General features: G+C 65.4%; 12 protein-coding genes. 7 read left to right on the top strand and 5 right to left on the bottom strand.

Translation table 11 applies throughout. The annotated features are described in order from the left end of the window. Window positions 1–46 precede the first annotated feature (46 nt). The 6 genes from GEV05_08335 (at window position 47) to yacG (ending at window position 6,042) form a co-directional block, all read left to right on the top strand. The gene (locus tag GEV05_08335) at window positions 47–1,276 is read left to right on the top strand and encodes a type II secretion system F family protein (GenBank protein MPZ43393.1); all 1,230 of its coding nucleotides are present in this window, start codon (window positions 47–49) and stop codon (window positions 1,274–1,276) included. A gap of 136 nt (window positions 1,277–1,412) precedes the next feature. Further along, on the top strand, window positions 1,413–2,279 hold the full coding sequence (locus GEV05_08340; GenBank protein ID MPZ43394.1) for a prepilin peptidase: 867 nt from the start codon (window positions 1,413–1,415) through the stop codon (window positions 2,277–2,279). Window positions 2,280–2,286: 7 nt separating this feature from the next. Continuing rightward, complete coding sequence (locus GEV05_08345) at window positions 2,287–2,928, top strand: dephospho-CoA kinase (protein ID MPZ43395.1); 642 nt, start codon at window positions 2,287–2,289, stop codon at window positions 2,926–2,928. Between the two features lie 84 nt (window positions 2,929–3,012). Further along, window positions 3,013–3,819 (top strand): cell division protein ZapD, encoded by an 807-nt coding sequence (zapD, locus tag GEV05_08350; GenBank protein ID MPZ43396.1) that lies wholly within the window; start codon window positions 3,013–3,015, stop codon window positions 3,817–3,819. 9 nt (window positions 3,820–3,828) lie between these two features. Beyond that, entirely contained in the window at window positions 3,829–5,649 is a 1,821-nt protein-coding gene (hflB, locus tag GEV05_08355; GenBank protein ID MPZ43397.1) for an ATP-dependent zinc metalloprotease FtsH, read from the top strand. A gap of 195 nt (window positions 5,650–5,844) precedes the next feature. Then, window positions 5,845–6,042 carry a DNA gyrase inhibitor YacG gene (yacG, locus tag GEV05_08360; protein ID MPZ43398.1) on the top strand — a complete coding sequence of 66 codons (198 nt, stop codon included), beginning with the start codon at window positions 5,845–5,847 and terminating at the stop codon, window positions 6,040–6,042. Here yacG and GEV05_08365 read toward each other — a convergent pair whose 3' ends face one another. The 5 genes from GEV05_08365 to GEV05_08385 form a co-directional block, all read right to left on the bottom strand. After that, window positions 6,043–7,014: a Nudix family hydrolase gene (locus GEV05_08365; protein MPZ43399.1), complete on the bottom strand. Its 972-nt coding sequence runs from the start codon at window positions 7,012–7,014 to the stop codon at window positions 6,043–6,045. Between the two features lie 27 nt (window positions 7,015–7,041). Beyond that, a complete protein-coding gene (locus GEV05_08370; protein ID MPZ43400.1) occupies window positions 7,042–7,932 on the bottom strand; it encodes a DUF815 domain-containing protein in 891 nt (296 codons plus the stop codon). Window positions 7,933–7,976: 44 nt separating this feature from the next. Beyond that, window positions 7,977–9,239, bottom strand: a complete 1,263-nt coding sequence (argJ, locus tag GEV05_08375) for a bifunctional glutamate N-acetyltransferase/amino-acid acetyltransferase ArgJ (protein MPZ43401.1) — start codon at window positions 9,237–9,239, stop codon at window positions 7,977–7,979. Between the two features lie 13 nt (window positions 9,240–9,252). Further along, the gene (gene secA / locus GEV05_08380; GenBank protein MPZ43402.1) at window positions 9,253–11,994 is read right to left on the bottom strand and encodes a preprotein translocase subunit SecA; all 2,742 of its coding nucleotides are present in this window, start codon (window positions 11,992–11,994) and stop codon (window positions 9,253–9,255) included. A gap of 135 nt (window positions 11,995–12,129) precedes the next feature. Then, entirely contained in the window at window positions 12,130–13,050 is a 921-nt protein-coding gene (locus tag GEV05_08385; protein ID MPZ43403.1) for a peptidoglycan DD-metalloendopeptidase family protein, read from the bottom strand. A gap of 17 nt (window positions 13,051–13,067) precedes the next feature. On the opposite strand from GEV05_08385, the gene GEV05_08390 reads away from it, so the two are divergent. Continuing rightward, window positions 13,068–13,499, top strand: a complete 432-nt coding sequence (locus tag GEV05_08390) for a DUF721 domain-containing protein (GenBank protein MPZ43404.1) — start codon at window positions 13,068–13,070, stop codon at window positions 13,497–13,499. Window positions 13,500–13,559: the final 60 nt, after the last annotated feature.

Consider the following 13,559-nt stretch of genomic DNA (forward strand, 5'->3'; position numbering starts at 1 on the left):
TCATTGAAAAAGCTGGGCAGAAGGCCAGGCAGAGCGGGGAGCGTCTATGGCAACGGCAACGGCCGCGGCACCACGAAAAGATGTGCGGGAGGCGACGTTCTCCTGGGTCGGCCAGGACAAGGCCGGAAAAACCGTGCGCGGCGAAATGCGCGCCGGTGGGCAAGCTCAGGTCACCGCAACGCTGCGCCGCCAGGGCGTCAAGGTGGTGCGGGTGCGCAAGCAATCGATCCGGCGCGGCGGCTCGGTCTCCGACAAGGACATCACCTTCTTCACGCGCCAGCTCGCGACCATGATGAAGTCCGGAGTGCCGCTGCTGCAAGCGTTCGATATCGTCTCCAAGGGGCATTCCAACCCGGCGGTCCAGCGCCTGCTGATCGACGTGAAGACCGAGGTCGAGACCGGCTCCAGCTTGAAGCAGGCGTTCTCCAAGCACCCGCTGTATTTCGACGCCCTGTACGTGAACCTGGTGGGTGCGGGCGAGCAGGCCGGTATTCTCGACACCGTGCTCGACCGGCTTGCGACCTACAAGGAAAAGATCCTCGCCATCAAGAACAAGATCAAATCGGCGCTGTTCTATCCGATTGCGGTCATCGTGGTGGCCATCGTCATCACCGCGGTGATCATGATCTTCGTCATTCCCGCGTTCAAGAGCGTGTTTGCGAGCTTCGGCGCCGATCTGCCGGCGCCGACGCTGATCGTGATCGCCATCTCGGATTTCTTCGTCGAGTACTGGTTCGTCATGGCGGCCGGCATCGGCGGTGCCATCTGGGCCTTCTTCTGGACCTGGCGACGATCCACCAAGATGCAGATCGTCATGGACCGGCTGTTCCTGCGCATCCCCATCTTCGGCGAACTGATTCGCAAGAGCGCGATCGCGCGCTGGACGCGTACGCTGGCGACCATGTTCGCAGCCGGCGTGCCGTTGGTGGAGGCGCTCGATTCGGTGGCCGGTGCGGCCGGTAACTACGAATACTTCGCCGCGACCAAGAAGGTCCAGACCGAGATCTCGACCGGCACGAGCCTCACCGTCGCCATGCAGAACGCGGACGTGTTTCCGAACATGGTCGTGCAGATGGTGTCGATTGGCGAGGAAGCGGGCTCGCTCGACGCGATGCTGTCCAAGGTCGCGGACTTCTACGAAGCCGAAGTCGACGACGCGGTCGAAGCGCTGCAAAGCCTGATGGAGCCGATCATCATGGTGGTGCTCGGTACGCTGATCGGCGGCATGGTGGTGGCCATGTACCTGCCGATCTTCAAGCTGGGCCAGGTGGTCTAGTCCCGCTTGTCGAGTCCGAGCCTCTGGTCGTGTTGCTGCACGGCGCGGCCGACTGCTGGCCGGGACACTGTGGCGTGGCGTTGGCCTTTGTTCGCCGCAGCGGCTGAATTGCCGAGCCGACGGCCGAGCTGATTGAATGGATGCCCTCGCCGAACTGCTGGCGCGGCCGGTTGCGTTCGTTGCGCTATGCGCGATCGTCGGGCTCGTCGTCGGCAGCTTTCTCAACGTGGTGATCCATCGCCTGCCGAAGATGCTCGAACGGCAGTGGCAGCGAGAGTGCGCCGAGCTCGAGGGCGAAAGGCCGAACGCGACGCCGCGCTACAACCTGATCGTGCCGGCATCGGCCTGTCCCGGCTGCAATCACCGCATCCGGGCGCTCGAGAACGTGCCGGTCCTGAGTTATCTCGCTTTGCGCGGCAAGTGCTCGGCGTGCGGCATGCGCATCCCGGCACGCTATCCGGCAGTGGAGTTGCTGAGCGGCGCGCTCAGTGCCTACGTGGGCTGGCATTTCGGTCCCGGCTGGACCGCCGCTGCCGCGCTGCTGTTCGCCTGGTCGATGATCGCGCTGGCGTTCATCGATCTCGATACCTTCTTCCTGCCCGACAACATCACCCTGCCGCTGGTATGGGCAGGGTTGCTGGCACAATTGCTGCACCTGTTGCCCGAGGTGACGCTGGCCGATGCCGTGATCGGTGCCGTGGCCGGGTACTGCGCGTTGTGGTCGGTGTTCTGGCTGTTCAAGCTCGCCACCGGCAAGGAGGGCATGGGGTACGGCGACTTCAAGCTGCTGGCGGCGATCGGCGCCTGGCTCGGATGGAAGGCGCTACCCCTGGTCATTCTGTTGTCGTCGCTGGTAGGCACGCTCATCGGCGTCGTTCTCATGTTGCTGCGCCGGCAGGGGCGCGACATGCCAATCCCGTTCGGCCCGTACCTGGTCATTGCCGGCTTGATCGCGCTCTTCTGGGGCCGTACGATCACCGAGCGCTATCTCGACCTGTTCTGAGCGCACCATGAGTTATGTCGTCATCATCACCGGAGGGATCGGCTCGGGCAAGACCGCGGTATCCGACCTGTTGCAGGCGCGCGGCGCCGCAGTCGTGGATACCGACGTGATCTCTCGCCGCCTCACCGCGCCCGGCGGCGCGGCGATGCCCGCGCTGGTCGCCCGGTTCGGTGCCGATATTGCGGCGGCGGACGGCGGCCTCGATCGCGACCGGATGCGCGCGCTCGTATTCGGCGACCCCGAAGCGAAACGCAGCCTCGAATCGATCCTGCATCCCATGATCCGGCTCGAAGCCTTCCGGCAGGTGCATGCTGCGAGCACGCCCTACGTGGTGCTGGTGGTCCCTTTGCTGGTGGAATCCAACGCCTATCGCGACATCGCCGATCGGGTGCTGGTGGTCGATTGTCCCGAAGCGATACAGATCGAACGCACCATGCGGCGCAGCGGTCTTGCGCGCGAACAAGTGGAGCGCATCGTGCAAGCGCAAGCGCCGCGCTCGGCGCGACTGGCGCTCGCCGACGACGTGGTGGTGAACGATGCAGGGCTCGACGAGCTCACGGTGGCGGTGGAGCGATTGCACATGCGTTACCTGCAATGGGCTGCGGACAAGTCGCGGCCCGGCGCCAAAGCCCCGGAAGCGCGCCCCTGAAGCTTTATTTTTTGCAGGCATTGAACCATACTTAGCGTGCCGCTCGGGCGCTTGCGGTAGCGGCCGAGTGGCAAGACCAGGGCGATGTCATCCGGGGACAGGAGTGTGCCGACGCCAGCCAACGCGAATCGGATCGGCTATGAATACCCGCTGAGCGAGCGGGTACGGACCCTGTTGCGCCTGGAAGACCTGTACCGCAAAGCGTGGTATTTCACGGCGAAGTCCGAGTCGGTCGAGAACCACGTCGCGCTCGTTCTGCTGTTCGACATCCTGGAGGTCGCTGGCCGGGCCGATCTCAAGTCGGACTTGCTGCAGGAGCTCGAGCGCCAGCGCCAGAGCCTGGAGAGCCTGCGCGACAACCCGGCGATCTCGCTCGACATCCTCGATCAGGTGATACGCGAGATCGACCAGACCTCCACCCGCCTGTTCCAGATGTCGGGCAAGTTCGGCCAGGACCTGCGCGACAACGAGTGGCTGATGAGCATCAAGCAGCGCACCGGCATTCCGGGCGGCGTGTGCGAATTCGACCTCCCCTCGTATCATTACTGGCTCAATCAGGACACCGAACAACGGCGTCACGACCTGGAAGCGTGGCTGGCGCCGTTTCGCCCCATTCACGACGCGATCACCATCGTGCTGCGGCTGCTGCGCGAAAGCGGCAAGTCGAGCGCGCAGATGGCGACCCAAGGCGTATTCCAGCAAATGATGGCCGGACGCATGGCCCAGATGCTGCGCGTACGGCTGAAGCGCGACTATGCCTGCGTGCCCGAGATCAGTGCGAACAAGTACGCGCTCAACATCCGCTTCATGACCCTGTCCGGCCCGGGCAGGGAACGGCCGCGCACGGCCGATTTCGACGTTCCGTTCGAGCTGACGTTCTGTAGTCTCTAGCAAGCGCCCATCGCCGAACCCTGGCGCGCAAGCGGCCCACAACAGCCCGCCCCCTTGCCTCGCCGCCGCGCATGTCTGCCAACGGGTTCGGTTCGTGCGGATGCGGTGGGCGTTGCCAACCAGCCGAGGAAGGTGAGCAATTTCGAGACGATCCTGCCCGCGTTCGTCGACCCGGGGCTGGAGCGCTTTCTCATCGACCACGGCGTAGAGATCAGTGCCACGCCGATCTCGGAGGGCGGCAGTCCGTTGCTGACGCTGCTGTTCGGATTCGGCCCGGCGCTGCTGTTCATCGGCTTTTACATCTGGCTGTTCCGCCGCGCCGCGCAACAGGGCGGCGGCATGGGCGGCGCGCTCATGGGTATCGGCAAGAGCAAGGCGCGCCGCTTCGACAAGGAAAGCGAAACCAAGGTGACGTTCGACGACGTGGCCGGAATCGACGAGGCCGAGAACGAGCTGGTGGAGATCGTCGACTTTCTGAAGGCGCCCGAGAAGTACACGCGTCTGGGCGGTACGGCGCCCAAGGGCGTGCTGCTGGTCGGCGCGCCCGGTACGGGCAAGACGTTGCTCGCGCGCGCGGTCGCGGGCGAGGCCGGCGTGCCGTTCTTCTCGATGAGCGCCGCCGAGTTCGTGGAAATGATCGTAGGCGTGGGCGCGGCGCGGGTGCGCGATCTGTTCAAGGAAGCGCGCGCCAACGCGCCGGCGATCATCTTCATCGACGAGCTCGACGCCATCGGGCGCGCACGCGGGCAGGTTGCGATCGGCGGTTCGAGCGAGCAGGAGCAGACGCTGAACCAGATCCTCACCGAGATGGACGGCTTTTCCAGCCGCGAAGGCGTGATCGTGCTCGCGGCAACCAACCAGCCCGACGTGCTCGACAAGGCGCTGCTGCGGCCGGGCCGCTTCGACCGGCGCGTCATCGTCAATCTGCCCGACAAGCGAGGGCGGGAAGCCATCCTCGCGGTGCATACGCGCAAGGTTCCGCTCGCCGACGACGCCCACCCGGAGGAAATCGCCGCATCGACGCCTGGATTTTCGGGCGCCGATTTGAAGAACCTCGTCAATGAGGCGGCACTGCTGGCGGCGCGGCGCGGCGAGAATCACGTGCGGCAGAAGGATTTCGCCGATGCGCTGGAAAAGATCGTGCTCGGTCCCGCACGTCCGATCCTGTTGAGCGAGGACGATCGCAAGCGCATCGCATACCACGAAGGCGGACACGCCATCCTGGGCCTGGTGGTGCCGGGCGCCGACCCCGTCAGCCGCGTGACGATCGTGCCGCGCGGGCAGGCGCTCGGCGTCACCTACCAGCGCCCCGGGAGCGACCGCTACAACTACCCGGAATCTTATTTGCGCGGAAGAATCGTCGGCATGCTCGGGGGGCGCGCAGCCGAGGAAATCGTTTTCGGCGACCGCACCACCGGCGCGGAGAACGACATCGAGCAGGCGACCTCGCTCGCACGGCGCATGGTCACGCGCTGGGGCATGAGCGACCTGGGGCTGATCCAGCTCGCACCACGCGACAATCCCTATCTTGGCGGCCAGGCCTTCACGGGCACGAAGCCCTTCAGCGAGCACACGGCGCAGGCGATCGACGCCGAGGTGGCGAGAATCATCGACCAGAGCCACGCCGAAGCGAAACGGTTGCTGAACGCGCATCGCGATGCGCTAGACGCACTGGCGCAGGCGCTGCTCGAGCGCGAGTCGCTGGACGAGCGGGAAGTGTTGCAGGCGACCGGGCTCGAGCGTGCCCAGCCTGTTTCCCCGATTCCGTCGGACGAGCAGGACGCGGCTAGTGCGCCGCAGAACCCCCGGGCTCAACGCACCGTATCTTGACCGGGCGCGGGCTGCGCCTGCGATCGAAAGCATGTCCGATGCTGCGGGAGAACTGCATACCCGGAGCTACGAGGCATCGCCAAGCCCAAAGCGGTTCTTGCATTGCGCGCTCGCAAGCCGGGCAGTTCGCCTCGCAGGCAACGCCACGGCCGATGCGGGTACAATGCGCCCGTTTTGTTGATCGCTTTTAGTCCGATGGCCGAGCCCGGCAAGCGCGTCGTCTCCTGTCCGACCTGCGGCTCTCCGGTCCCGTGGGGGCCGGAGAGCCGTTTCCGCCCCTTCTGCTGTGCACGCTGCAGGCTGATCGATCTCGGCCAGTGGGCTACCGAGCAGTACCGGGTGCCGGACGAAACGCGCAACGACGGTGACCCGAACGACCGCTCGGACGTTTGATCAGCTCCCCCAGGCGGCACGCTGCATCGCGATGCCGTGCGCGCCGCCGCGCCATGCCGTTTGCATATCGTCCGGATGCATGCCACCGAGCGCGAATACCGGCAAGGCATAGCCGCGTACGAGCTGCGCGAATCGATCCCAGCCCAGCACCTCGGCGCCGGGATGGGTCAAGGTCGGCGCCACCGGCCCGAGCACCACGAAGTCTGCGCCCAGGGCGCACGCAAGCTCGAGCTCTTCCGCGTCGTGGCATGAGGCAGCGATCAGCGCGGCCGAGGGCCGCTCGCGCAACGCGCGCAGCTGCGCCGACTTCAGATGCACGCCGTCGGCCGAGCATTCCTGCGCAAGCGACACATCGGCGTTGATCAGAACGCGTGCGCCGGCTGCGTGTGCGTGTTCCACCACGCTTGCGGCAAATCGACGCAGATCGCAGCGGCTCAACTGCGGCTCGCGCACCTGGATCAGGCGCAGCCCCTGCGCCAGCGCCGTGTCCAGATCGTGCAGCGCGCGATCCGTGCCGCGTCCGGCGGCATCGGTGATCGCATACACGCTCGGCAAACGCAATGCGGCGAGGATCGGTCCATTGGCCGGAAGGATCGGAGCAACGTCGATGCGCTCGATCGACTGCCATGCCAGCGCCTGGTTCTCCCGCCCATGCGGTTCGCCGCGGAATTCGAGCACGCGAAAGAAGTTGAGATCGACGGTTGCATGCGCGTAGACGTAATGCCGGGTGATCCAGGGATACGCCTGCTTCACCTCGATACCGAGCTCTTCATGGAGCTCGCGCGCAAGCGCGGCCGCAAGCGCCTCGCCGGGCTCGACCTTGCCGCCGGGAAACTCCCAATAGCCCGCGTAGACCTTGCCTGCCGGGCGCTGCGCCAGGAGAAAGCGTCCGTCTTCGCGTACGACCACCGCCGCGACCACCTGCAGCACGCGGTCGGTGGCCGTAGCCGGCGAAGTCGTCGAGGCGGGCACGGACGAGGGGCGCGATAACGAGGCTCGTCAGCGTCGCTTCTTCATGCCGATGCGGCCGGCATAGTCGCGCGCGAACTGCCATGCCACGCGGCCGCTGCGAGAGCCGCGGGCGAGCGCCCACTGCACCGCTTCGCGGCGCACCGCCTCGTCGATGGCCGCAGCGGGCGCATAGTGCCGCACCCAGTGCGCGGCGATGGCGAGGTAGTCGTCCTGGTCGAAGGAATAGAACGACACCCACAGCCCGAAGCGCTCCGAGAGCGAGATCTTCTCCTCGACCGTTTCGCCGGGATGGATTTCCTCGTCGACATGCCGGTACTCCAGGTTCTCGTGCATGTACTCGGGCATCAGGTGGCGGCGGTTCGAGGTCGCATAGATGAGCACGTTGTCGCTCGCTGCAGCGATCGAGCCGTCGAGCACGACCTTGAGCGCCTTGTAGCCCGGATCGTCGGCCTCGAAGGACAGGTCGTCGCAATAGACGACGAAGCGCTCGGGTCGGCCGCAGACCTGCTCGACGATGTCGGCCAGATCGACCAGATCGTGCTTCTCCACTTCGATCAGGCGCAGCCCCCTGCCCGCATACTTGTTCAGCAGCGCCTTCACCAGCGACGACTTGCCGGTGCCGCGCGCGCCCGTGAGCAGCACGTTGTTCGCCGGCAACCCTTGCACGAACTGGCGCGTGTTCTGCTCCACCAGGCGCTTCTGCGGATCGATCCCGCACAGATCTTCCAGGCGAATGCGGTGCGGCTGCGGGATCGGCTGCAGGTAGCCTTTCACGCCGCGCTTGCGCCAGCGCCATGCGATCGCGGCTTTCCACTCCGTCCCGGCCGGCGGCGTGGGCAGAACGAGCTCCAGGCGCTCCATGAGGCGCTCGGCCCGCGTCATCAGCTCGTGTGCGTTGCTGCTGTTCGTCTTGGTCATTCGAAAGCCTGCGCGGGCTTGCCTCCCCGGCCCGGCGCAGGGCGTCAGGTGCGGTACTCGGCGTTGATGGTCACGTAATCGTGCGAGAGATCGCAGCTCCAAAGCGTCGCGCGCTGCGCCCCGCGGTGCAAGTCGACTCGCACCAGGAACTCGCTCTTCGCCATGGCGCGCTTGCCCTCCTCCTCGACGTATTCCGGATGGCGAGCACCGGCGGTGGCGACGTGGACATCGTCGATGTAGAGATCGAGCCGATCCACGTCCAGGTCGTCGATGCCGCTGTAACCGATCGCACACAGGATGCGCCCCAGGTTCGGATCGGAAGCGAAGAAGGCCGTCTTGACCAGAGGCGAATGGGCGATGGCGTAGCCGACCCGACGGCATTCGTCGATGGTCTTTCCGCCTTCGATTTGCAGCGTCACGAACTTGGTGGCGCCTTCGCCGTCGCGCACGATCGCCTGCGCCAATTCGGTCGCGACCTCGGTGATCGCGGCGCGCAACTGCTCGAACGCCTTGCCTCTAGCGCGCTCGATGCGAGGCAGCTCCGCCGTCCCTGTCGCCAGCAGGATCAGCGCGTCGTTGGTCGAGGTGTCGCCGTCCACACTGATGCAATTGAAGGAGCGTTCGACGGCATGGGCGATTGCCGCATCGAGCGCGGCCGGGGAGACCGGCGCGTCGGTCGCGACGAAACCCAGCATCGTCGCCATGTTGGGCCGGATCATGCCCGAGCCCTTGGCGATGCCGGTGACCTTGACGGCCGTGCCCGCCATGTCGACGCTGCGCGATGCGGCTTTCGGCAGCGTATCGGTGGTCATGATCGCTTCCGCGGCGGACAGCCAGTTGTCGGCGCGCAGATCCGTGCGGCAGGCTTGCAAACCGGAGACGATGCGATCGACCGGCAAGCGCTCCATGATGACGCCGGTCGAAAACGGCAGCACCTGCGAGGGCGCGCATCCCATGGCTTCGGCGACCGCCGCACAGACCGCACGCGCATCCTCGATCCCCTGCGCGCCGGTGCCGGCGTTCGCGCAGCCGGTATTGACCACCAGCGCGCGAATCGAGCCGGCCTCGCGTGCCAGATGCTCGCGTGCCAGATGCTCGCGTGCCAGATGCTCGCGTGCCACCACGACCGGGGCAGCGCACAGGCGATTGCGCGTGAATACGCCGGCCACGGTCGTGCCCGCTCGCAATCCGAGGATCAGAAGATCCTTGCGGTCGGGTTTACGGATGTTGGCGCGGGCGACTCCGAGCGTCACGCCTTCGATTGAAGCCAATGCGCGCGCATCCGGTAGGGCGAGATTGACGGCCATGGTGCCGATCCTCCTAGCTCAGCCGCCCGTGGCAGTGCTTGTACTTCTTGCCCGAACCGCACGGGCAAGGATCGTTGCGCCCGACCTTGCCGCTGCGGCGCACGAACGGCTGCGGTTTCTCCGCTTCCGCCACGGCCACGTCGTCGCCCTCGGCCATTTCCCCACCAGCGGCCGCGGAGGCGTAATCGGCGTGCTGATATTGCACGTTCTCGACCGCGGGCAGCCGCTCGGCCTGCTCGACTTCCTCGCGTGTGCGCACCTGCACGGTCATGAGATGCTTGGTGACCTCGTTCTTGATCCGCTCCAGCATGTCGGCGAAAAGCTCGAACGCTTCGCGCTTGTACTCCTGCTTGGGATTCTTCTGCGCATAGCCGCGCAGGTGAATCCCTTGCCGCAGATAGTCGAGCTGGGCGAGGTGCTCGCGCCAGTGGGTATCCAGGCTTTGCAGCATGATCGCGCGCTCGTAATGCCGCATCGCCTCCGGTTCCACCGGCACGATCTTCGCATCGTAAGCCGCGTGCGCGGCGTCCATGATGCGATGGCGCAGCTTCTCCTCGTCGAGGTCGGAGTCGTTCTTCAGCCATTCCTGCACCGGCAATTGCAGATTCAGCTCCTGCGCGAGCGCCTTCTCCAGCCCCGCGATGTCCCACTGCTCTTCCAGGCTCTCGGGCGCAATGTGCGCGGCCACCACGGCGTTCACCACGTCGGCGCGCATGGCGTGCAGCGTTTCGCTGATGTCGGTCGCCTCCAACAGCTCGTTGCGCTGCTGGTAGATGACTTTGCGCTGGTCGTTGGCGACGTCGTCGTATTCGAGCAGCTGCTTGCGGATATCGAAGTTGCGCGCCTCCACCTTGCGCTGCGCGTTCTCGATCGCGCGCGTGACCCACGGATGCTCGATCGCCTCGCCCTCGGGCATCTTGAGTCGGTCCATGATCGATGCCACGCGCTCGGAGGCGAAAATCCGCAACAGCGGATCCTCCAGCGACAGGTAGAAGCGGCTCGATCCCGGATCGCCCTGGCGGCCCGAACGGCCGCGCAACTGGTTGTCGACGCGCCGCGACTCGTGCCGCTCGGTGCCGATGATGTGCAGGCCGCCGGCCTTCACCACCTGGTCGTGCAGCTCCTGCCAGTGGCTTCGGATCGCATCGATGCGCGTCTGCCTCGCGGTCTCATCGAGCGCCTCGTCGGCGCGTACGGCGTTGATCTCGGGCTCGGGATTGCCGCCCAGCACGATGTCGGTTCCGCGCCCCGCCATGTTGGTGGCGATGGTGACCATCTTCGGCCGGCCCGCCTGGGCGATGATCTCGGCTTCGCGCGCGTGCTGCTTCGCGTTCAGCACGTTGTGCGGCAGCTTGTCGGTATCGAGTATGCCGGAGAGCAGCTCCGAATTCTCGATCGAGGTCGTGCCCACCAGGACGGGCTGGCCGCGTTCATGGCAATCGCGGATGTCGTTGATGACGGCCTGGTAACGTTCCTTGGCCGTGCGGTAGACCTGGTCCATCCTGTCGGCGCGAATCATCGAACGATGCGTCGGGATGATGACCGTCTCGAGGCTATAGATCTGCTGAAATTCGTAGGCCTCGGTGTCGGCCGTTCCGGTCATGCCGGCGAGCTTGCCGAACATGCGGAAGTAGTTCTGGAAGGTGATCGAGGCGAGCGTCTGGTTCTCGCGCTGGATCTCCACCCCCTCCTTGGCCTCGACCGCCTGGTGCAACCCGTCGGACCAGCGCCGGCCCGGCATCAACCGCCCGGTGAACTCGTCGACGATGATGATTTCCCCGTTCTGCACCACGTAGTGCTGGTCGCGGTGGAAGAGCGTGCGTGCGCGCAGCGCCGCATTGAGGTGATGCACCATCGTGATGTTGTGCGCGTCGTACAGGCTGCTGCCCTCGGTGAGCATGCCGGCCTCGACCAGCAGCTCCTCGGCGTGCGCATGTCCGTCCTCCGACAGGATCACCTGGTGGTTCTTTTCGTCCACCCAGAAGTCCCCGTCTGCGTTCTCCTCCTTCTGCCGCACGAGCTTGGGGGCGATGCGGTTGATGGCGAGATAGATGTCGGTGGTGTCCTCGGCCTGGCCCGAAATGATGAGCGGCGTGCGCGCCTCGTCGATCAGGATCGAATCGACCTCGTCCACGATCGCGTACACGAGCTTCCTCTGCACGCGTTCCGACGGCTGATAGACCATGTTGTCGCGCAGGTAGTCGAAGCCGAACTCGTTGTTGGTGCCGTAGGTGATGTCGCAGGCATAGGCTTGCTGCTTTCTGTCGTGCTCCATCTGCGACAGGTTGACGCCCACCGTCATGCCGAGGAAGCCGTAGAGCTTGCCCATCCAGTCGGCGTCGCGCTGCGCGAGGTAGTCGTTCACGGTGACGATGTGCACGCCTTGGCCGGAAAGCGCATTGAGATATGCGGGCATCGTGGCGACCAGCGTCTTGCCTTCGCCGGTTCGCATCTCGGCGATCTTGCCCTGGTGCAGCGCGATGCCGCCCATCAGCTGCATGTCGAAGTGGCGCATGCCGAGGGCTCGCTTGCCGGCTTCGCGGACCACGGCGAAGGCTTCGGGAAGCAGCTTGTCGGGCGGCTCGCCGTTGCCGCAACGGACCTTGAACGCCTCGGTCTTCGCGCGCAGCTCCGCATCCGACAACGCCGAGATGGCGGGCTCCAAGGCGTTGATGGCGCGCACGCTGTGAGCGTACTGACGCAGCAGCCGGTCGTTGCGGCTGCCGAACAGCTTCTTGAACAAAGCAGGGATCATTCGGATTACGCCTTGCTTCGGCTCTCTGGCAGCCCGCCCGGCACGCGTTCGCAGCCGGACCGGCAAGTCCGAGCGCCAGAACGCAAAAGGGGGTGAGGACCATGTCCCACCCCCTGCTGCCAACGGCATGGGCGCCTAGCCCGATAGACGCAGGAACCGCGCCGGATTCTGCGGGACGCCGTGATGGATCACCTCGAAATGAAGATGCGGCCCGGTCACCCGGCCGGTGCTGCCGACCTCGCCGATCGTCATACCCTTCATGACGACACCGCCAACCCGGGAGAGGCGCTTGGAGCAGTGCGCATAACGCGTCACCAGACCGTTGCCGTGATCGACCTCGATCATATTACCATACTGAGGATGGTACTCCGACGCGATCACGACCCCCGCAGCCGCGGCCAGGATCGGGGTTCCGTGCTTGGCCATGAAATCCACGCCGTCGTGAAAGGCCCGCCGGCCGTTGAAAGGATCGAGTCGCCAGCCGAAATCGGAGGTATAGGTGCCGGCGCGAATCGGCAGCACCGAGGGAGCCAACTGCTTCTTCACGTTGTCGGCCGTAAGCAGCGAATCGAGCAAGCCCAGCGAATCACCGCGTTCGTCGACCTCGCGGGCGAGGAAATCGAGCCGGCGCGCCAGCTCGGTGAACGACAGCGGGTCGGAAGGCAGTTGCGATACGGCGCCGCCGCGGGCCGGCGGCATTTCGAACAGGAAGTCCTGCGGCTTGAAGCCGGCAAGGCGCGCCACGCGTTCACCGAGCGTATCCAGGCGCAGGATCTGGGCCTGCAGCTCGCCCAGGCGGGTGGCCATGGCATCGAGGTTATCGCGCACGTACGCCTGGGTACGCTCGCTGTCCTCGCGCGTCGTCGTATCGGAGAATAACGATGACAACAGTGGATCGTGCGACTGCGCTGCGTAACGCAACATGGCGTAATTGATGAAGACTGCCAACACGACCAGCGCCGCCAAAACGAGTGCGAACCCGCCGACGATATGGCTGCGGCCCAGAGTGATGGACTTGGCCGTCGGCCGTCGGCTGGAAACCAGGATGATGTTCATCGTTCCCCCCGCCGCTCATGCCTGCACGTAAGGTATCCGAGATACTCGGCGCGGATAGCGCTCTCGGCAATCTGGCCGCGGCGTCGCGCCGCCTGGAGCAATTGCAGCGAATCTATCTGGAAACCGTGCCCGCCGCTTTTTCCCGAGCCAGTCGCGTCGGTTCGGCTCGCGGGGGCGTCGCAACTATTATCGCCAGCAATGGCGCGGTAGCGGCGAAGCTGAGGCAAATGACGCCCCGGATTCTCGACGGCTTCAAGCGGCACGGGCTCGAATTTAATTCAATGCATATCGAAGTGCAAGCTGACGCCGCAGTCGAACGTCCCGGGGCCGCAGGTGCAATGCGACTCTCGCCGGCCGCATCGAGCGCCCTCGAGGAAGCTTTGCGCACCGTCCCGCCTTCGCCTTTGCGGGATGCGTTGAAACGCCTCGCGCGCAGGCGCGGCAGCTAGTGTCCTGAGTCCGAAATTCACCGCGCAAAAGATGCCGAGAATCGACGCCATACATTGTCG

It is taken from the genome of Betaproteobacteria bacterium, from assembly GCA_009377585.1.
Classification (GTDB): Bacteria; Pseudomonadota; Gammaproteobacteria; order Burkholderiales; family WYBJ01; genus WYBJ01.